This is a genomic window from Burkholderia sp. BKH01 (assembly GCF_025685725.1).
Classification (GTDB): Bacteria; Pseudomonadota; Gammaproteobacteria; order Burkholderiales; family Burkholderiaceae; genus Burkholderia; species Burkholderia pyrrocinia_C.
In genome coordinates this window covers 1-20959 of sequence record NZ_JAOTQT010000008.1, presented here as the reverse complement: position 1 = coordinate 20959, position 20959 = coordinate 1, and the positions used below count along the sequence as shown (strand labels likewise).

Below are 20959 nucleotides of genomic sequence, written 5' to 3'. Positions count from 1 at the left end.
TTCTTCGTGCCTAGCGCGCGTGCTTGCCGACCACGACGCGCCACGGACGCACGCGCCACGATTTCACGAGGCCGTTCTGCACGTATGGATCGGCGCGCGCGAACGACTCGGCCGCTTCCGGCGAATCGCCTTCGAACACGAGCATGGCCTGGTCGGCCGGGTCCGCCAGCGCGCCGGCAAGCATGAGCTCGCCGCGCTCGGTCGCGGCCTGTGCGAGCGCGAGGTGCTCCGCGCGGAACGGTTCGCGCCGCGACAGGTAATCGTCGACGAGTTCGTAGATCAGCTGGTAATGCATGCGTTTCTCCGGGAAGGGTCGGCGGCCGCGGACGGTGCGTCGGTACGGCCGTCGGTCAGTCTGCTGCGGCCTGTAGCGGCCAGTATAGGACAGCCGGGCGGCAGCAGCGCGACGCGAGCGGAAGCGTATCCCGTTCTCTCAAATGCAACTAACGGTCCGGCTTCCCTACGTCCTGAAATCCCGCGCGCGAACGCGCCTTTGATGCAGCGGAGTCTGCAGGAAAGGCCGCGGCAGAGGCGACGCGATCATGAACCGTCCGCCCCGGCGGCCCGCTTTTACGCCTTGTATCCGATCGTGCGCAGCAGATCCTTGCGCCAGCGCACGTCGTCGTCGTTCTCGACGCCGAGCGGCGGAAAACCGTCGACGACGCCGACGATCCCGCGTCCTTGCGCGGTTTCCGCGATGATCACGTCGGTCGGGTTCGCGGTCGCGCAGTAGATTCGGCAGACCTCCGGCACGGCCTTGATCGCATTGAGCACGTTGACCGGATAGAAACCGTCGCCGAGGAACACGATGAAAGCGTGACCGGCGCCGATCGCGAGGGCGTTGCGGCACGCGAGTTCGACGAGCTCCGCATCGGTGCCGGAACGGCGCACGAGCCGCTTGCCCGATGCCTCGCAGAACGCGAGCCCGAAACGGATGCCGGGCACGGTGCCGACCAGCGTCTCGTGGATGTCCTCGACGGACTTGATGAAATGCGACTGGCCGAGGATGAAGTTCATGGCCTCGGGCTTGTCGACGGCGACGGTTTGCAATTGCGGCATGGCGGACCTCGTCTGGCGATGCGGCGCGCGCGCCGCAATGGGCTCCCCAAGCTTAGTACGCGGCGGCCGGCGCCGAAAGCGGCGGGCGCGTCCTATCCTTCGTTGTGTATGGCGCGCGAGCGCGAATGCAACGGAGGGCGAAATGGACGTGCGACAAGGTTTCGTCGACTGCGTGGGTCGCACACCGTTGATCCGGTTGGCGAAGTTCAGCGCGGAAACGGGCTGCGAGATCCTGGGCAAGGCGGAATTCATGAATCCGGGCGGATCGGTGAAGGATCGCGCGGCGCTCTACATCATCCGCGACGCCGAGCAGCGCGGCGCGCTGAAGCCGGGCGGCACCGTCGTCGAGGGCACGGCCGGCAACACGGGCATCGGTCTTGCGCATATCTGCGCGGCGCGCGGTTATCGCTGCGTGATCGTGATTCCCGACACGCAATCGCCGGACAAGATGGCGATCCTGCGCACGCTCGGCGCCGACGTGCGCCCGGTGCCGGCGGCGCCGTACCGCGACCCGAACAACTATCAGAAGATTGCCGGGCGGCTTGCGGACGAACTCGACAACGCGGTATGGGCCAACCAGTTCGACAACGTCGTCAACCGGCAGGCGCACTACGAGACGACGGGGCCGGAAATCTGGCGCGACACCGCGGGCACGGTCGATGCGTTCGTCTGCGCGACCGGCACGGGCGGCACGCTGGCGGGCGTGAGCCGCTACCTGAAGGAGCAGAATCCGGAGGTCCGGATCGTGCTGGCCGATCCCCACGGCAGCGGGCTTTACGGTTACGTGAAAACGGGCGATCTCAGCGCCGAAGGCAACTCGATCACCGAAGGCATCGGCTCGACGCGCGTCACCGCGAATCTCGCCGGCGCGCCGATCGATGACGCCGTGCGGATCGACGATACGCAGTGCGTGAAGATGGTCTACCGGCTGCTGCGCGAGGAAGGGCTGTACGTCGGCGGATCGAGCGGCATCAACGTCGCGGCGGCGGTCTGGCTGGCCCGCCGGATGGGCCCGGGGCACACGATCGTGACCTTGCTGTGCGATCGCGGCGACATCTATCGAGCGCGGCTTTTCAACCGCGAATGGCTGCGTGAAAAGGGGTTGGAACCTGGGCTGGAGCCTGAATGACGAAGGGGCGAGGCGGCGATTTCCATCGGCCCGAATGCGAACTATGCTGAACGAATCCGGTGCGAACGCCGTTCGCTCGATTCGTCAGACGAGGTGTGCCATGTCCGTGTCAGCCACCCTGCAGGATTGCCTGCGCCAGAAGTCATCGCGGTACGAAGTCGTGTACCACCCCTATAGCCATACGAGCATGGAGACGGCCGCCGCCGCGCATATTCCCGGCGATCGCCTCGCGAAAACCGTGCTTCTCGAGGACGACGAGGGCTACGTCGCCGCCGTGTTGCCGACGACGCACGCCGTGCGCCTGTCGGATCTCTGGGTGAAGACGGGCCGCCATCTCGTGCTCGCCCGGGAGGTCGAACTGCGCGAACTGTTCAAGGATTGCGACATGGGCGCGCTGCCGCCGGTCTGCATGGCGTACGGGATGAAAACGTTCCTCGAGGAACGCCTTGCGCAGCAGCCGGAAGTCTATTTCGAGGCCGGCGACCACGAAGCGCTGATCCACATGACACAGGACGAATTCCTGATGCTGATGGAGACGGCCGAGCGCGCGCATTTTTCGCACAGGATGCAGGGTATGCAGTCCTGAGCGCGAGGCGCATGCGGCGAGGCGCGGGGGAGGTTCGCACGTGTGCGTGCGGATGCGTGGACGGCTTGATCGTGCGCAGCGCGTGTGGCGTCACCCGCGACAGTTAATTCGATATCCGAAATTGTTTGGCGGACTTTCGCGTGGTGAAGGTTCGCCTCTATTTGTATCGGATTGCAGATTAATTGTGCGGCGGGCCATTCGTGCGCTCGACGTGCGCATCGAGCCGTGCCGGCCGGCTGGAGGCGGGTGGGCAGGGGAACCGGACGACCGATGCCGGCGTTGGCGACGCGAAGGGCGCGCCTTGCCCGTTTTTCCGGGGCGAACCATTTTGGTGCGACGCGGGAAATACGGGAATATCTATGTCGAAATGGCTGAATATTCGATTTTGAATATACCCATACAAATCAATTACCGTTTCAATAATAGAAACTGGATTTATGCTTACCGGAATATTATTTGAATAAACCCTCCAAACTTTGTATTCGGGCATCAAATAAAGTTTGACGGCAAAATTTTTTCCTTGCTATCTTCTGCACCCAAGTGAACGGCGCTATTGACATCACCGTGTAACGAACGGCGAACCGTCATGCGAAAACGAAACGCGAAGTCGCGCCAGCTCAGCTGACAATTGCCTGAACGTGCAGGCGCGTGGATTTCCGGTGTGACACACCGGGCCGCGCCGGCCGGAACGATTCCTTGAAAACGAATTAATTGGAATTCGAATTTGATTCTTTCAATTCGGATTGCAAATTGAATTTGAAATGAAATCTTCGGGTTGAAGCGGAGGCGATGCCGACCTGGCTTCGCGACCGGCTGCAACCCGAAACTGGGCGAATCGATTGGGGGATGGATGGTGGGCATGAAAGTCGAAGAACGTCTGGCTACTTCGAACAGCGGACTGGCTATGCTGGGGCGTCCGCGAGAGTTCGGCAAGAAGCAGCAGAATCCGGTGCGCCGGTTCGGCGGCATCGGAATCGTCCTGGTGCTGCATGCAGTGCTGATCTACGCATTGCTCAACGGCCTCGCGACGAAAGTCGTGCAGGTGATCCAGCATCCGATCGAAACCCGCATCATCGAGCCGGTCAAGCCGCCGCCGCCACCGCCGATGCCCGTGGTCAAGCTCCCGCCGCCGAAATTCGCGCTGCCGCCACCGCCGTTCGTCCCGCCGCCGGAAGTGCCGGTGCAGGCGCTGCCGCAGGCGACGATCACGCACCAGTCGGCGCCGGTACCCTCCGCGCCGGCCGTACAGGCGCCGGTCGTGGCGCCAGCTCCGGCACCGGCCAAGCCGGTCAGCCATGACGTGGGTGTCGTCTGCCCGAATTCGGACACGCTTCGCGCGTCGATCCAGTACCCGAAGGAAGCGCAGGAAAACAACATCACGGGCGACGTGACGATCGAATTCGTCGTGGATGCGGAAGGGAACATCACGAACGAGCGCGTCGCGCAGTCCGCCGATCCGATCCTCGATCGCGCCGCCTACAACACCGTGAAACGGTTCAAGTGCGTCGCGCAGGGCCAGTCGGTGCGGGTCCAGGTGCCGTTCTCGTTCAATCTGAATTGATGCAGTGGGCGGCCCGGCACGAGCCGGGCCGGGGAAAACCGTCTCGAACTGAAGTACTAAGTTCACCGAAAGAACTGGAGTGGGGTATGACGAAGCGTTCACTGGCCGCGCTGGCGGCAAGCATGTTGTTGTCCGTCGCCGCAGTCGACGGGTTCGTTGCACCGCAGCTCGCTCACGCGCAGGCAAGCGGGGCGGCCGGCACGTCGGCACAGGCCGCGGCGCCGTCGGCCACGCCGGTCCCGGCGCCGGCCGCCGCCGAGCCGGCGCCGCCGCCCGCGCCGGCCGCGACGGAAGCGGTCGAGAACCCGTACGGGCTCGGCGCGCTATGGAAGAACGGCGACTTCGTCGCACGTTTCGTGCTGATTCTGCTGGTGATCATGTCGATGGGAAGCTGGTACATCATGATCACCAAGTTCGTGGAACAGTTGCGTGCGAATCGACGCGCGAAGCTGGCGGACGCGCAGCTCTGGTCCGCGCCGTCGCTGGCCGAGGGCGCCAGGCTGCTCGACGAGGCATCGCCGTTCCGCTTCATCGCCGAAACGGCGATCGAAGCCGGCGAGCATCACGAGGACGCACTGCTGGAAGCGGTGGACCGCAACACGTGGATCGACGTATCGGTCGAGCGTTCGATCACGAACGTGTCGAACCGCATGCAGGACGGGCTTGCCTTCCTGGCCACGGTGGGCTCGACGGCCCCGTTCGTGGGGCTGTTCGGCACGGTCTGGGGGATTTATCACGCGCTGACGGCGATCGGCATCGCGGGCCAGGCGTCGATCGACAAGGTCGCTGGCCCGGTGGGCGAGGCGCTCATCATGACCGCGATCGGTCTTGCCGTCGCGGTGCCGGCGGTGCTCGGTTACAACTTCCTGGTCCGACGCAACAAGTCGGTGATGGAACGGGTCCGCAACTTCGGCGCGCAACTGCACACGGTGCTGCTGGCCGGCAACCGGCGACCGGTGCGCGCGCCGGCGCCGGCGGCAACGCTTGCGAACTGATCGGCTGACGGAGAAGCGCGATGGCCATGAACGTCGGGCAGGACGATAGCGACGAGGTGATCGCCAACATCAACACGACGCCGCTCGTCGACGTGATGCTGGTGTTGCTGATCATCTTCCTGATCACGATTCCGGTCGTGACGCACACGATCCAGCTTCAGCTTCCGAAGGAGACGGTGCAGCCGCTGCAGACGACACCGAAAAGCATCGAGATCGCGGTAAACCGCGACGGCGATTTCTTCTGGGGCGAGAAACTGGTGGACGCGCCGACGCTGCTCGCGAACCTGAAGGACGTGTCGCAGCAGCAGCCGCAGCCGAGCGTCCACGTGCGGGGCGACCAGAATACGCGCTACGAGTTCATCGGCCGGGTGGTCACGATGTGCGAGCGCGCGGGGATCGCGAAACTGTCGTTCATTACGGAGCCGCCCGCGCGTGGCGGCTAGCCGCGCACGGGAATGGCTGCGAAGCACGGGGTCGGGGTACGTGCGCCGGCCGATACGAGCGCGACAGCGCGAATGCTGATCGACCGCAAAGCATGAGATCAGATGCGAAGCATGGGGCTGGAGTAAGTGCTGAAGCACCAATTCCAGCCGACACAAGCGCTAAAGCGCCAACGCTGATCGACAGGAGTCGACGATGGGTATGAACGTGCCTTCAGGCGGAGGCAATGCGGAACCGGACGTGATGGTCGACATCAACACCACGCCGCTGATCGACGTGATGCTGGTGTTGCTGATCATGCTGATCATCACGATCCCGATCCAGATGCATTCGGTGAAGATGGATTTGCCGGTGGGCAATCCGCCGCCGCCGGCAACGCCGCCGGAAATCGTGCAGATCGACATCGATTTCGACGGCACGACGACGTGGAACGGCGCGCCGGTGCCGGACCGCGCGGCGCTCGAGGCGAAGCTGACCCAGGTGGCGGCAGAACCCGTGCAGGCGGAGATCCATCTGCGGCCCAACAAGCTGGTGCCGTACAAGGACGTGGCGACCGTGTTGGCGTCCGCGCAACGCGTGGGCGCGACCAAGATCGGCCTGATCGGCAACGAGCAATTCATGCAATGACGAAACGGACGAGCCGATGAACCAGCGACGATGGAAACGGATGACGGCGGTGACGGCACTCGGCGCGGCATGCATGCTCGGCCGCCCGGCGTTGCCGGCGGACGCGCTGCGGCCGGACGTGGCGAAACCGTTGGCGGCGGCGCAGGATCTGTACCGGGCGCACAAGTATCGCGACGCGCTCGGCAAGATCGCGCAGGCGGCCGCCGTCCCCAACCGGACGCCGTACGAAACGTCCATGGTGGAAGAGATGCGCGGTGCGGCGGCGATGGCGGCAGGCGACTCGGGCACGGCCGCGCAAGCCTACGAGACGGTACTGAACTCGGGGCGGCTGTCCGGCGAGGACGAGCAGCGGACCACGGCGGCGCTGGCCGGCATCTACTTCCAGCAGAAGAACTACCCGCTGGCGATCCGGACCGCGCAACGCTACCTGAAGGCGGGCGGAACGGATCCGGAAATGCGCACGCTGCTCACGCAGTCGTATTACCTGTCGAACGATTGCGCGCCGGTCGTGAGCCAGTTGAAGGCGAGCACGGACGCGCAGGCGAACGGCGGACACGCACCGGATGAAGGGCAGTTGCAGATGCTCGCGACGTGCGCGCAGAAAGTGAAGGACGGCAACGCCTACCGCAGTGCGCTCGGGCTGCTGGTGGCCTACCACCCGAGCCCCGCGTACTGGGACGAAATGGTCACGGCCATTCGCGGCAACCCCGGGTATCTGTCGTCGCTCGACCTCGACATCTACCGGTTGCGCCGGGCGACGGGGTCGCTCGCGACGGCCGACGCGTACATGGAGATGACGCAGCTCGCACTGGTCGCGGGGTCGCCCGCCGAAGGCAAGCAGGTGATCGACCAGGGGTTCGCATCCGGCGTACTCGGCAAGGACGCGCAGGCGGACCGCGAGAAGCGGCTGCAGGCGCTCGCCGCCAAGCGCGCGCAACCGGGCGGGGACGCCGCGACGCCGGCGGCGCCGATCGACGCGGGCATGAACCTCGTCTTCGCGGGTCATGCGCAGCAGGGCTTGCCGATGATGGAACAGGCGATCGCGAAGGGCGGGCTCGAGCATCCCGACGCGGCGCGACTGCGGCTCGGCGAGGCGTATTACGTGGCCGGCCAGAAGGCGCATGCGGTCCAGGTGCTGCGCACGGTCAAGGGATCAGACGGTTCAGGCGACCTGGCAAAGCTCTGGACGGCGGTGGCATCCCGGTAACGGCAACGGAAGGGCGCGACGGCGTGCCACAAGGGCGCGGTCGAAAAGCGGCGTGCCGCCGCGGGCAGTACGGCAGTACAAGTGCCTGAAGGTTAGGTCAAACGAGGAAAAGGGGCAGCCTTGTTAATTAGTAAACCGAATGAAATATCCGAAGGCTGCGCGACCGTGCGGCGACGGTGCCGTGCTGCGCCGCGCGCCGCCTGCACGCGGCGGCAGCGCTCAGCCGGGTATCGCGCCGGGCCGATCGCGTCACCGCATCGGTCAAGGGGCGCCGACATCAAACCGATTTCGACTGCGAGGCTCCGAATTTCCATGGCTTTGCCCCCTGATGAGTCGGTGCTCGTCGCCGTGTCGCTAGGCAACAAGATCCGGGCGCTGCGCCACCGCCTGAAACTCACACTGGACGAAACGGCCACGATCGCCGGCATTTCGAAGCCGTTCCTGTCGCAGGTCGAGCGCGGGCGGGCGACGCCGTCGATCACGTCGCTGGTCCGGATCGCAAAGGCGCTGGGCGTGACGATGCAGTACTTCATCGACACGCCGACGGAAGCGCGCTCGGTGTGCCGCGGGAACGCGCTGCAGTATTTCCAGTTCGCGAACTCGGCCAGCCTGTTCGCCAGGCTGACGAATCCGGCGGGTGGCCGCAAGCTCGACGCGATTCTCGTCAGGATGCCGGTGGGGCAGTCGCCGTCCGAGGTGACGACGCATGCGGGCGAGGAGTTCGTCTATGTGATGCGCGGGCAGGTCGCGCTGACGCTCGAGGATTGCACGTTCACGCTGAACCAGGGCGACACCGCTCATTACGAATCGACGATGCCGCATGCGTGGCACAACACGGCTGACGAAGAGGCGGTGATCGTCTGGGTCGGCACGCCGAGGCTGTTCTAGCGGGGCGGCCGGCGCTGCGCGCCGCGACGAAGGAGAAGTACCCGATCGACAGTGGATGGCACGCGATACGGCGCGCGAGACGTTCTCGTCGCCAGCAGGAATCGCCGTCCATCGAATCGGGAGGTAGCAGGGAAATGCGCTCAATGTAGGTAATAAGTATGACGAAACAAAATCATAAAAAACGGTGGTGCTGACTGGCACGGGTGCCCCGAGGCCGATCCGTTCGAGTCATGGCAGTCGGAAGAGTGGCAATCGCGGGTTCCGCTACACGGGCACCCAGGACGCGCAAGGAATTCACAAGGTTCCGGCGCACAGCAGGTGGGGTCTTACTACGAGCGAGAGGGAACAAGATGAAGCAGAGAGTTTTGGCGTTGGCCATCAAGAGGATAGTCTGGGCGGAACTGGCGCTGACGGCCGCACTGGTGCCGCCGGCTTTCGCCCAGAGCCAGCCGGCGCCGGGCGCCGTCGCGATCGCGGATGCGGTCGCGAACGGTGCGCCCGTGACCGTCGCACAGGCGGGCGACACCACGGGCGCCGCGGCGCCGGTGGCGGCATCCGGTGCGACAGCCGACGCGACGCCCGCCGCACCCGGCGCGAACGGGCAGGGCAAGGTCGCGCAGATCAAGCGGTTCGAAGTGACGGGCTCGCTGATCCGGCAGGCCGACAAGACGGGTTTCCAGCAGGTGCAGACGATCACGCCGAAGGAAATCCAGAGCAGCGGCGCGGTGACCGTCGCCGACTTCCTGCGCGACGCGGCGGCCAACTCGGCGAACAGCTGGGGCGAGGGGCAATCGGGCAACTTCGCGGCCGGCGCCGCCGGCATTGCGCTGCGCGGCCTGTCCGAAAAATACACGCTCGTGTTGGTCGACGGCCAGCGCGTGGCGCCGTACGCATTCTTCTCGAACAGCGTCGATTCGTTCTTCGACCTCAATACGCTGCCGCTCAACGACATCGAGCGCATCGAAATCGTGAAGACGGGGGCCGTCTCGCAATACGGTTCGGACGCGATCGGCGGCGTCGTCAACATCATCACGAAACACAATTTCCGCGGCCTGCAGCTCGACGGCAGCCTCGGCAGCGCGATCAACGCCGGCAACGGCGACGGGACGATGAAGTTCGGCGTGCTCGGCGGCTTCGGCGACCTGAACGCCGACCGCTTCAACGTGACGGCGGCGCTCAGCTACTACAAGTCGAACGGCTTCACGCTCGCCGACCGCGATTCGACCCGCAACCAGGACTTCACGGGCAAGCCGGGCGGCTTCTCGCTGCTCGCGCCGTCCTACTGGAACATGCCCGGCGGCGTCGCGCAGGCGTTGAACGGGGGCTGTCCGTTCGGCGGCTCGGTGCATCCGGCCGCGTCGAATTCGCTGTCGGCCGGGATGCCGGGCACGGTCTGCGCGTACAACACGGCCGAAAGCACGTCGATCCTGCCGATGACCGAGCGCCTGAACGCGAAGCTCCATGCCGACTTCAAGATCGACGACAAGACGACCGCGTTCGCGGATTTCCTCGAGAGCTACAACACGACCACGACCAACGACGGCCTGTGGAACAACGTGATCGGCAACCCGCAGAACCCGGCGCTGGTCTGGAATCCGCAGACGAAGCTGCTTTCGCCGTTCAACTTCGTCGTGCCGGTCAGCAACCCGTACAACACGACCGGCGCGGCCACGCCGCTCACCTACGCGTTTCCGAACACGGTCGCGCAGAAGACCTGGGCCAACTACTGGCGCGCGGCCGCCGGCATCAAGGGGGCGTTTACGCTGCCGTACGGCGACTGGGACTGGGCGACGTCGGTCAGCCATTCGCAGAGCACGGTGTCGAACGTGTTCACGAACCAGCTGAACGTCAACGCGCTGAACAACATCTACCAGAACGGCACGCTGAACTTCGCGAACCCGGCGGCGACGCCGAACGCGTTCAACGGGCTGTTCCAGGAAGCGAACAACCTCGGCATCTCGAAGCTCGATACGATCGACGCGACGCTGTCGACGCCGAACCTGTTCCATCTGCCGGCAGGCGACGTCGGCATCGGCTTCGGCGCGCAGTTCACGCACCAGAGCGAAGTGCTGACGCCTGGCTCCGAATACCTGAGCGGGGCGGTCATCACGCCGGACCTGGAGACGGTGAACGGCCAGCGCAACGTCGCGGCCGTCTATTACCAGATCAACGTGCCGATCCTCGAGAACCTGACGTTCAGCCAGGCGGGCCGCTACGATCACTACACGGACGTGGGCGGCGCCTTCTCGCCGCGCTTTGCGTTGCGCTACCAGCCGATCAAGGCGCTCACGCTGTATACGTCGTACAACCGCGGCTTCCGCGCGCCGACCTTCGTCGAGGACAGCAAGTCGCAGACGCTCGGCATCCAGGTCGACCCGGCCACCGGCCAGAACTATACGTCGATCACCGTCGGCAACCCGAACCTCGCGCCGGAACGCACGCGCAACTTCAACATCGGCTTCCAGGTCTCGCCGAGCCGCTACACGGATATCGGCTTCGACTGGTACAAGATCCGCATCGACAACGTGATCGGCCAGGGCAAGCCGTCGCAGGTCGTGACCGACCCGACGACGGGCCAGTTGCTGTACAAGGTGATCCCGTATCAGAACCTCGGCTACCTCGACACGAACGGCTTCGAAGGCACGTTCCGCCAGGGGCTGCCGCTCAAGGGCTGGGGCACGGTCACGCTGTCGGGTGACTGGGCGTACATCAACAGCTACAAGATCGGCTTCCCGGGCGGCGCACCGGTGAACGGCGCGGGCAACAACTTCACGATCACGCAGCCGTTCGGCGGCAGCTTCCCGCGCTGGCGCGGCAACACGACGCTGGACTGGAACTACCGGAAGTTCGACGCGGCGCTGACGTGGCAGTTCACGGGCCCGTACGCGCAGAACCTGCTGCCGGCGCCCGCGCCGTCGAAGGTCGGTTCGTACAGCCAGTTCAACCTGATGCTGACGTACACGGGCTTCAAGAACTGGACGATCTACGGCGGCATCGACAACATCTTCAACCGCACGCCGCCGTACGACCCGATCTTCGCGAACGGCACGCTGGACCAGAGCGGGTACGACACGTCGGTGTATTCGTATATCGGCCGGTTCGCGCAGATCGGTGCGCAGTACAAGTTCTGATGGCGATCGCGATGCACTGACAGGCTTTAGACCGGCCGCTCCACGTCCACACCCCCCCCCTTTCCATGGAGCGGCCTTTTTTCGCCTGGCGCCACGACGGTTCGCGATCGGGCCGCGCGACGGCTCGGCTTGTCGGATCGTTTGCAGCACGAACAACCAGCGGGACGCGGGCGGCATGCTGCGTCCGGCACGGGCATCGACCGCGCGCAGGCATCGCGCCCGCACGCTTCCGGACAGACTGACCATGACACTGTTGAAATGGCGATGGGCACGTGTGCCGCGCCGCGCGCGCCGGATGCGCACGCACGGGCAAATGCGCAACGGCACGCGCGCCGTGCTGCTCGCCTGCGCGGCGCTGCTCGTGTCGGGCGGCGCCATGCCACGGGCCGCGCTCGCGGTGTCGGCGATTTCGCAATACGACCAGCCGAAATATCCGCCGGACTTTACGCATTTCGACTACGCGGATGTAAATGCGCCGGACACCGGCACACTGAATTTCGAAAACTACGACGAAGCGCAAAGCTACGACTCGCTGAATCCGTTCCTCGTGCGCGGCTCGCCCGCGCCGGACATCAAGAACCTGATGTTCGACACGCTGATGCAGCGCAGCTGGGACGAACTCGCGTCCGAATACGCGCTGATCGCCGACGACGTCGAGGTCGCGCCGGACCGGCTGTCGGCAACGTTCCACCTCAACCCGGCCGCACGCTTCTCGAACGGCGACGCGATCACCGCGGCTGACGTCAAGTATTCGTTCGACACGCTGACGAGCCCGCAGGCGTCGCCGATCTACAACGCGCAGTTCTCGATCATCAAGCGCGCGGTGGTGGTCGACGCGAGGACGATCCGCTTCGACTTCAAGCACGCGGAGCGTGACGCGGCGCTGATCGCGGGCGATCTGCCGGTGTTCTCGCCGAAATGGGGGCAACGGGCGGACGGCACGCGGCCGCCGTTCGACCAGATCGCAACCATGCCGCCGATCGCGAGCGGTCCCTACCTGATCGAACAGCGCAAGAACGACAAGCAGATCAGCTATGTGCGCAACCCGCATTACTGGGCCGCGAACCTGCCGTCGCGGCGCGGGATGTTTCGCTTTGCCCGCGTGTCGTTCAAGCTGTACCTGGACCAATACACGTCGCTCGAGGCGTTCAAGGCCGGCGATGTCGACGCGCGCATGGAATACAGCTCGACGCAGTGGGCGCGCAAGTATGTCGGCAAGAATTTTCGCAACGGCATGCTGAAGAAGGGGGAATTCCGGGACGGCCCCGCGCAGATGCAGGGTTTCCTGATGAACATGCGCAAGCCGATGTTCCAGGACGTGCGCGTGCGGCATGCGCTCGCGCTGGCGTTCGACTTCGACTGGATGAGCCGGATGATGTTCTACGGGCAGTATCGCCGCACCAGCAGTTTCTGGGAGGCGAGCCCGTTTGCGGCGTCCGGCGTGCCGAGCGCCGGGGAGCTCGCGCTGCTCGAACCATACCGGTCGACGCTGCCGCCGGCGGTGTTCGGCCCGATGATCGGCCAGCCGTCGACGCTGCCGCCCGGCTCGCTGCGCGCGAACCTGAAGGAGGCGCGCGACCTGCTCGCGCAGGCTGGCTGGCACTACCGCGACGGCGCGCTGCGCGATGCGAACGGCACGCCGATGACGATCGAGATCATCGACGACCAGCCTGGAATGGACCGCCTGATCCTGCCGTACACGCAGGCGCTCGCGACGCTCGGCATCCACGCGTACCTGCACGAGATCGACAGTGCGGTCTACCTGAAGCGGCTCGACAATTTCGAGTACGACATGACGACGTACATCTACTTGCCGGTGACGATCCCGGGCGCGGAGCTGACGCGCCGTTTCGGCAGCGCGGCCGCATCGCAGCCGGGCTCCGAGAACTATCCGGGCGTGAAGTCGAAGGCCGTCGATGCGCTGATCCGCGCGGCGCTCGCGGCCGACACGCTCGACGATCTCGAGACGGCCACGCACGCGCTCGACCGCGTGCTGATCAACCTGTACGCACTGATCCCGCAGTACTACCTGCCGAACGCGCGGATCGCGTACAAGGCGACGCTCGGCCATCCGGCGATCGTGCCGGACTCCTATCAATACGAGGACTGGATCATCGACTACTGGTACGTGAAGAAGCCGGCGGCACAACCCGCTCCGGCGGCCTGACGGGGAGCAACGATGCTGGCATACATATTCAGGCGGCTGCTGCTGATGATCCCGACGCTGGTCGGGGTGGTGACGATCACGTTCGCGGTCACGCAGTTCGTGCCGGGCGGCCCGGTGGAGCAGGTGCTCGCGCAGTTGCGCCACGGCAGCGCGCGCGGGGGCGAGGCGGGCGGAGGCGGGGGCGGCTACCACGGCAGCCAGGGCGTCGATCCGCAGCAGATCGAGCAGATTCGCAAGCAGTTCGGCTTCGACAAGCCGCCGCTCGAGCGCTATCTGCTGATGCTGAAAAGCTACGCGACGTTCGACCTCGGCCAATCCTACTTCGCGCACCGCAGCGTGTGGGCGGTGATCCGGTCGAAGCTGCCGGTGTCGATCACGCTCGGGCTGTGGACGGTGATCCTCACGTATCTCGTGTCGGTACCGCTCGGCATCGCGAAGGCGGTGCGCAACGGCTCGCGGTTCGACACCGCGACGAGCGTGCTGGTGCTGACCGGCTACGCGGTGCCGGGTTTCGTGCTCGGCGTGCTGCTGCTGATGCTGTTCGGCGGCGGCACGTTCTGGCAGGTGTTTCCGATGCGCGGGCTCACGTCGGACAACTTCGACGACCTGACGCTGATCGGCAGGACGCTCGACTATCTGTGGCACATCGTGATGCCGGTGACCGCGTCGGTGATCGGCAATTTCGCGATCGTCACGATCCTGACGAAGAACACGTTCCTCGAGGAAATCGGCCGGCAATACGTGCTGACCGCGCGCGCGAAGGGGGCGCCGGAGCGCGACGTGCTGTGGAAGCACGTGCTGCGCAATGCGGCGATCCCGCTGCTCACCGGGCTGCCGGCGGCATTCGTCGGCGCGTTCCTGAACGGCAACCTGCTGATCGAGACGCTGTTCTCGCTCGACGGGATGGGGCAACTGTCGTACGACTCGGTGATCCGCCGCGACTATCCGGTCGTGCTCGGCTCGCTGTTCCTGTTCACCCTGATCGGTCTGCTGACCAAGCTCATCGCGGATATCTGCTATGTCGTCGTCGACCCCCGTATCCAGTTCAGCCGCCTGGACCACTGATCCCGCGTGCGCGCCGTCGCCGTCGCCGTGGCGGCGCACGTGGCAGCGCTTTCGCGCGCAGCCGCTCGGCTATGCAAGCCTCGTGATCTTCGCGGCGCTGTTCGCGCTCAGCCTGTGTGCGGACGGCCTGTCGAACGACCGGCCGCTGCTCGTGCGCTACGACGGGCATTATTATTTTCCGATCGTGACGGACTACCCGGAGACCGCGTTCGGCGGCGACTTTCCCGCGAAGACCAACTATCTCGATCCGTACATTCGAGCGAAGCTCGAGTCGCACGGCAATTTCGCGGTCTATCCGCCGAACCGCTACCGCTACGACACGATCGACTACTTCGCATCGCAGCCGTATCCGGCGCCGCCGTCGGCGAGCAACTGGCTCGGCACCGACCAGTTCGGCCGCGACGTGCTCGCGCGGCTGCTGTACGGGTTCCGGCTGTCGGTGCTGATGGCGTTTGCGCTGACCGTGTCGGGGGTGCTGGTCGGCGTGCTGACGGGCGCGCTGCAGGGCTTCTACGGCGGCCGCACCGACCTGGTCGGGCAGCGCCTGATCGAGATCTGGAGCGCGCTGCCGGACCTGTACCTGCTGATCATCTTCGCGTCGATCTTCACGCCGTCGCTGTGGCTGCTGTTCATCCTGCTGTCGATGTTCGGCTGGCTCGTGCTGTCCGATTACGTGCGCGCCGAATTCCTGCGAAACCGCATGCTCGACTACGTCAAAGCGGCGCGCACGATGGGGCTGACGAATGCGCAGATCATGTGGCGCCACGTGCTGCCGAACAGCCTCACGCCGGTGATCACGTTCCTGCCGTTCCGCATGAGCGCCGCGATCCTGTCGCTGACGAGCCTCGATTTCCTGGGCCTCGGCGTGCAGCCGCCGACGCCGAGCCTGGGCGAACTGCTTCAGGAGGGCAAGAACAACCTCGACGCATGGTGGATCTCGATCTCCGCATTCGCGGCGCTGGTGGTGACGTTGCTGCTGCTGACCTTCATGGGCGATGCGCTGCGCAACGCGCTCGACACGCGCGCGCGCGGCTCGGCGTTCGGCGGGGGGCGATGATGGCGAACGCGTTGCTGCAGATCGACGGGTTTTCGGCGCGCTTCGGCGCGAAGGCGGCCGTGCAGGACCTGAGTTTGTCGATCGGCCGCGGCGAGCGCGTGGCGCTCGTCGGCGAATCGGGGTCGGGCAAGAGCGTGACGGCGCTGTCGATACTGCGCCTCGCGCAGCAGGCGACGCTGTCGGGACGGATGCTGTTCGACGGTGAGGACCTGCTCGCGAAGACCGAACAGCAGATGCGCGGAGTTCGCGGCGCCGACATCGCGATGGTGTTCCAGGAACCGATGACCGCGCTGAATCCGCTGTATACGATCGGCAAGCAGATCGCCGAGAGCCTGAGGCTGCACGAGGGGCTGCGGCCGGGCGACGCGCGCGAGCGGGGGATAGCGCTGCTGCGGCGCACCGGTATCCCGGAGCCGGAGCGGCGCATCGACAGCTTTCCGCATCAGATGTCGGGCGGGCAGCGGCAGCGCGCGATGATCGCGATGGCGCTGGCGTGCCGGCCGCGGCTGTTGCTGGCGGACGAGCCGACGACGGCGCTCGACGTGACGGTGCGCCAGCAGATCGTCGATCTGCTGATCGAACTGCAGGAGCAGGAGGCGGCCGCGCGCGGGATGGCCGTGCTGCTGATCACGCACGACCTGAATCTCGTGCGGCGCTTTGCACAGCGCGTGGCCGTGATGGAGCAGGGTGTGCTCGTGGAGACGAACACGACCGGCGCGCTGTTCGCCGCGCCGCGGCACGCCTATACGCGCCGGCTGCTCGACAGCGCGCCGCAGCGGGACGTCGAGCCGGTCGCGGCCGGCGCGCAGACCATCCTCGACGTGCAGGGCCTCGCCGTCGATTACCGCATCGCGGCGAAGGGCTGGCGCGCGATGCTGGGCAAGACGACGTTCCGGGCCGTGCACGACGTGAAGCTGAATCTGAGGCGCGGCGAAACGCTCGGGATCGTCGGCGAGTCGGGCTCGGGGAAATCGACGCTGGCGGCGACGGTGCTCGGCCTGCAGCGGCCGGCGGCCGGCTCGATCGAGATCGACGGCATGCCGCTGGAAGCGCTGCGGACGACGGGTGGCCGGCGCGCGTTGTACGGCAGGATGCAGGTCGTGTTCCAGGACCCGTTCGGCTCGCTGTCGCCGCGGATGACCGTCGAGCAGATCGTCGGGGAGGGGTTTGCCGTGCACCGGCCGCAGGTGGCCGGGGACGCGCGCCGCGCGCGGATCGCCGCGCTGCTTCAGGAGGTCGGCCTGCCGGCCGAGTCGATGCTGCGTTATCCGCACGAATTCTCCGGCGGCCAGCGGCAGCGGATCGCGATCGCGCGCGCGCTGGCGGTGGAGCCGGAACTGCTGGTGCTGGACGAACCGACGAGCGCGCTCGACGTGTCGATCCAGAAGCAGGTGCTGAATCTGCTGACGAATCTGCAAAAGAAGTACAAATTGAGCTACCTGTTCATCACGCACGATCTCGCGGTGATGCGTGCGATGGCCCATCGGGTCGTCGTGATGAAGGCGGGGCGCGTGGTCGAGGAGGGCGATACGCTCGACGTGCTGCACGCGCCGTCCCATCCGTATACACGCGCGCTGCTTGCGTCGTCGATGCTGGCTCCGGTGCGCGGCCCGCAAGAGAGAGCCGATGATTGACGTGAACCGGGCGAAGCGCGCCCAGGCCACCCACGCGCCGTGTGGCGGTGCCGACGGTGGTACCGTCCCGCGGCCTCGCGCCGGAATGCCGGCGGTTCGCTGACCCATGTCGATGCCGTCGTTCTTCATCGATCGTCCCGTCTTTGCGTGGATCGTTGCGCTCGCAATCGTCGTCGCGGGCGTGCTCGCGATTCCGCAGCTTCCGATCGCGCAATATCCGCGCCTCGCGCCGCCGCGGGTCGTGATCACGGCCGCGTATCCGGGCGCGTCGACCGAGACGGTCGACGGCGACGTCGGCAGCATCATCGAGGAAAGCCTCGACGGCGCCGACGGGCTCCTGTACTACGAGACGAGCAGCGACGGTCACGGCAACCTCGAGATCGACGTGACGTTTTCGCCCGGCACCGATCCGGACATCGCGCTCGTCGACGTGAACAACCGGCTGAAGCAGGTCGAGTCGCGGTTGCCACAGCAGGTCGTCCAGCAGGGGATCGGCGTATTCAAGGCGGCGAACACGTTCCTGATGCTCGTCACGCTGACGTCGACCGACGGCACGCGCGATTCAGCGCAACTCGGCGATTACCTGAACCGCTACGTGCTGCGCGAACTGAAGCGTGCGCCGGGCGTCGGCGCGGCCGAGCTGTGGGACGCCGACGAGGCGCTGCGGGTCTGGCTCGATCCGCACAAGCTGCGTGAATACGGTGTCGGCGCCGACGACGTGATCGCGGCGATCGGCACGCAGAACGCGACGGTGACGGCCGGCGCGATCGGCGATGCGCCGTTCCCGGGCGGCCAGCAGCTCACCGCGTCGATCGTCGTCAAGGGCCAGCTCGCGTCGCCTGACGAGTTCGGCCGGATCGTGCTGAAGTCGAAGCCGGACGGTTCGGCGGTGCGCGTCGCCGACGTCGCACGGGTCGAAATCGGCCGCGACGACTATTCGTTCTATTCGCGGCTGAACGGCCGGCCGGCGGCCACCGTCGGCATCCAGCTCGGCCCGCGCGGCAACGCGCTCGAAACGTCGAACGCGATCCGCGCGCGCCTCGCCGAGCTGTCGAGGGTGTTGCCGCCGGGCGTGGCGATCGAGATTCCGTTCGATGGTGCGCATTTCGTGACGATCGCGATCCGGGAGGTCGTGCTGACACTTGTCGAGGCGGTCGTGCTGGTGTTCTGCGTGATGTGGCTGTTCCTGCGCGATCTGCGTTACACGCTGGTGCCGACCGTCGTGATTCCCGTCACGCTGATGGGCGCGTTCGTCGCGATGTGGGCGTTCGGACTGTCGATCAACGTGTTCACGATGTTCGGTCTCGTGCTGGCGATCGGCATCCTCGTCGACGACGCGATCGTCGTCGTCGAGAGCGTGCACCGCGTGATGGAGGAGGGCGTGTCGCCGCGCGACGCCACGCGCCGGGCAATGAAGCGGATCGGCGGTGCGATCGTCGGCGTGACCGCGGTGCTGACCGCCGTATTCGTGCCGATGGCGTTCTTTCCGGGCACCGTCGGCGGCATCTACCGGCAGTTCGCGGTGGCGATGATCGCGTCGATGCTGGTGTCGTCGTTCATGGCGCTGTCGCTCACGCCTGCGCTGTGCGCGAACCTGCTGAAGCCGGTTGCACGACACGACGGCGGAACCGGCCGCGCGCGGCGACGCGGCATCGGCGCGCGCCTGGCTGACCGCTTCGGTGCGGCGTTCGCGCGCGTCGAAACCGGTTATCGCCGCATCGCCGTGTTCGCCGTGCGCCGCACCGGCCTGGTCGTGGCGGTCTACGCGGCGCTCGTGATCGCATGCGGGCTACTGTACTGGATGATGCCGGGCGGCTTCCTGCCGACCGAGGACCAGGGGCAACTGCAGGTGATGATCCAGTTGCCGGCGGGCGCCACGCAGGCGCGCACGCTCGCGGTCGTCGAGCGTGTCGAGGCGATCCTGCGCGCGGAGCCGGCGATCGCGAACGTGACGAGCGTGATCGGCTGGAGTTTCGCGGGCAGCGGGCAGAACGTCGGGATGGCGTTCGTGGAGCTGAAGGACTGGGCGCAGCGCGACGTCGACGCGATGGCGTTGCGCGACCGGCTCAACGGGCGTTTCGGCACGATCCTCGACGGCGACGTCGAGGCGTCGCTGCCGCCTTCGGTGCGCGGCATCGGGCATTCCGACGGATTCACGTTCCGGCTCGAGGATCGCGGCGGCGTCGGGCTCGACGCGTTGAAGGCGGCTCGCGGGCAGCTGTCCGAGCACGCGAAGGCGGATCCGTTGCTCGCTGCGATGCATTTCGAGGACCTGCCGGACGCGCCGCGTATCGAACTCGATGTCGATCGCGCGAAGGCGTATGCGCTCGGCGTACCGTTCGAGCGGATCGCGGGGCTCCTGGGCGGCACGTTCGGCTCGAACTACATCAACGATTTTCCGGCGTCGGGCCGGATGCGGCGGGTGATCGTCGAGGCCGACCCGGTCGCACGCGCGACCGACGCGCAACTGATGGCGCTGACGGTGCCGAACCGCACCGGCGACATGGTGCCGCTGTCGGCCATCGCCGCGCCGCACTGGACGATCGGCCCGGTGATGCTGAATCGTTACAACGGTTATCCGTCGCTCGACATCAGCGGCCGGGCGGCGGCCGGCATGAGTTCGGGCGCGGCGATGGCGGAGATGGAGCGGCTCGCCGGTGCGCTGCCGGCCGGGATCGGCTTCGACTGGGTCGATGCGGCGCGCGAGGAGCAGGTTGCCGCACGGCAAACGCCGCTGCTCGTCGGGTTGTCGGTGCTCGCGGTGTTCATGGCGCTTGCCGCGCTGTACGAAAGCTGGTCGATTCCGCTGTCCGTGCTGACGATCGTGCCGCTCGGCATGATCGGCGCGATTGCGGCGGCGCTCGCGCGCGGCATGCCGAACGACGTGTACTTCAAGGTCGGGATGATCACCGTGGTCGGGCTGGCGGCGAAGAACGCGATCCTGATCGTGCAGTACGCGCGCGATCTGGCCGGGCGCGGCGTGCCGCTGCGGCAGGCGGTGATCGACGCGGCCGCCGCGCGATTCCGGCCGATCGTGATGACGTCGATGGCGTTTTTGCTCGGGGTCGTGCCGCTCGTGCTGGCGACGGGCGCTGGTGCGGAAAGTCGGCGTTCGATCGGCACGGGTGCGTTCGGGGGCGTGCTCGCCGCGACGATGTTCGGGCTCGTGTTCGCGCCGGTGGCGTTTCGGGTTGTCGCGTCCGTGGGCCGGCGCGGCCGGCACGTTGCGATGACGAGGCGCGGTGCAAGGCGGGCGGAAACGGTTGGGGATCTGGAGGTGGATTGAGGGTCGCGGCGCGTTGTTGACGGTGGGGTCAGGGGTTTTCGGGTGTGAATATCATATTTGACATAATCAAGATTATCGAACGTTTTGATTGTAGTAGCTTTTTAGATGGAATGGTCGCCTCCCGCC

17 protein-coding genes are annotated in these 20959 nt (G+C 66.2%); 14 read left to right on the top strand and 3 right to left on the bottom strand.

Annotated elements, in window-relative coordinates; genetic code table 11:
- Positions 1 to 10 precede the first annotated feature (10 nt).
- Entirely contained in the window at positions 11 to 295 is a 285-nt protein-coding gene (locus tag OEJ37_RS14560) for a YciI-like protein (RefSeq protein ID WP_263344656.1), read from the bottom strand.
- Positions 296 to 570: 275 nt separating this feature from the next.
- Positions 571 to 1059 (bottom strand): adenosine-specific kinase, encoded by a 489-nt coding sequence (locus OEJ37_RS14555; protein ID WP_263344655.1) that lies wholly within the window; start codon positions 1057 to 1059, stop codon positions 571 to 573.
- Positions 1060 to 1201: 142 nt separating this feature from the next.
- Between OEJ37_RS14555 and OEJ37_RS14550 the strand changes: the two genes are divergently transcribed.
- Positions 1202 to 2188, top strand: coding sequence for a cysteine synthase A (locus OEJ37_RS14550; RefSeq protein WP_263344654.1), 987 nt, complete (start codon positions 1202 to 1204; stop codon positions 2186 to 2188).
- 100 nt (positions 2189 to 2288) lie between these two features.
- Positions 2289 to 2774, top strand: coding sequence for an aminoacyl-tRNA deacylase (locus OEJ37_RS14545; protein ID WP_174419220.1), 486 nt, complete (start codon positions 2289 to 2291; stop codon positions 2772 to 2774).
- A 489-nt stretch (positions 2775 to 3263) separates the two neighbouring features.
- Here the strand turns inward: OEJ37_RS14545 and OEJ37_RS14540 are convergent, their stop codons facing one another.
- A complete protein-coding gene (locus tag OEJ37_RS14540) occupies positions 3264 to 3635 on the bottom strand; it encodes a hypothetical protein (RefSeq protein WP_263344653.1) in 372 nt (123 codons plus the stop codon).
- Here OEJ37_RS14540 and OEJ37_RS14535 point away from each other — a divergent pair.
- The 12 genes from OEJ37_RS14535 (at position 3634) to OEJ37_RS14480 (ending at position 20833) form a co-directional block, all read left to right on the top strand.
- Positions 3634 to 4335, top strand: a complete 702-nt coding sequence (locus tag OEJ37_RS14535; protein ID WP_263344652.1) for an energy transducer TonB — start codon at positions 3634 to 3636, stop codon at positions 4333 to 4335. The two genes, OEJ37_RS14540 and OEJ37_RS14535, sit on opposite strands and share 2 nt — an antisense overlap.
- Before the next feature lie 86 nt (positions 4336 to 4421).
- Positions 4422 to 5330: a MotA/TolQ/ExbB proton channel family protein gene (locus tag OEJ37_RS14530; RefSeq protein WP_263344651.1), complete on the top strand. Its 909-nt coding sequence runs from the start codon at positions 4422 to 4424 to the stop codon at positions 5328 to 5330.
- 20 nt (positions 5331 to 5350) lie between these two features.
- Positions 5351 to 5773 carry an ExbD/TolR family protein gene (locus OEJ37_RS14525; protein WP_174418870.1) on the top strand — a complete coding sequence of 141 codons (423 nt, stop codon included), beginning with the start codon at positions 5351 to 5353 and terminating at the stop codon, positions 5771 to 5773.
- Between the two features lie 193 nt (positions 5774 to 5966).
- Positions 5967 to 6398 (top strand): ExbD/TolR family protein, encoded by a 432-nt coding sequence (locus OEJ37_RS14520; RefSeq protein ID WP_152865433.1) that lies wholly within the window; start codon positions 5967 to 5969, stop codon positions 6396 to 6398.
- 16 nt (positions 6399 to 6414) lie between these two features.
- The gene (locus tag OEJ37_RS14515) at positions 6415 to 7605 is read left to right on the top strand and encodes a tetratricopeptide repeat protein (RefSeq protein ID WP_263344650.1); all 1191 of its coding nucleotides are present in this window, start codon (positions 6415 to 6417) and stop codon (positions 7603 to 7605) included.
- A 312-nt stretch (positions 7606 to 7917) separates the two neighbouring features.
- Positions 7918 to 8493 (top strand): helix-turn-helix domain-containing protein, encoded by a 576-nt coding sequence (locus OEJ37_RS14510; protein ID WP_263344649.1) that lies wholly within the window; start codon positions 7918 to 7920, stop codon positions 8491 to 8493.
- 350 nt (positions 8494 to 8843) lie between these two features.
- Positions 8844 to 11624: a TonB-dependent receptor gene (locus OEJ37_RS14505; protein ID WP_263344648.1), complete on the top strand. Its 2781-nt coding sequence runs from the start codon at positions 8844 to 8846 to the stop codon at positions 11622 to 11624.
- A gap of 244 nt (positions 11625 to 11868) precedes the next feature.
- Positions 11869 to 13791, top strand: coding sequence for an extracellular solute-binding protein (locus OEJ37_RS14500; protein WP_263344647.1), 1923 nt, complete (start codon positions 11869 to 11871; stop codon positions 13789 to 13791).
- Positions 13792 to 13803: 12 nt separating this feature from the next.
- Positions 13804 to 14856, top strand: coding sequence for a microcin C ABC transporter permease YejB (locus tag OEJ37_RS14495; RefSeq protein ID WP_263344646.1), 1053 nt, complete (start codon positions 13804 to 13806; stop codon positions 14854 to 14856).
- On the top strand, positions 14810 to 15913 hold the full coding sequence (locus tag OEJ37_RS14490; protein WP_175919348.1) for an ABC transporter permease: 1104 nt from the start codon (positions 14810 to 14812) through the stop codon (positions 15911 to 15913). Before OEJ37_RS14495 ends, OEJ37_RS14490 begins: the two co-directional genes overlap by 47 nt.
- The gene (locus OEJ37_RS14485) at positions 15913 to 17547 is read left to right on the top strand and encodes an ABC transporter ATP-binding protein (RefSeq protein ID WP_263344782.1); all 1635 of its coding nucleotides are present in this window, start codon (positions 15913 to 15915) and stop codon (positions 17545 to 17547) included. The genes OEJ37_RS14490 and OEJ37_RS14485 overlap by 1 nt, the downstream gene beginning before the upstream one ends.
- A 112-nt stretch (positions 17548 to 17659) precedes the next feature.
- A complete protein-coding gene (locus tag OEJ37_RS14480) occupies positions 17660 to 20833 on the top strand; it encodes a multidrug efflux RND transporter permease subunit (protein ID WP_263344781.1) in 3174 nt (1057 codons plus the stop codon).
- The last annotated feature ends 126 nt before the right edge of the window (positions 20834 to 20959 follow it).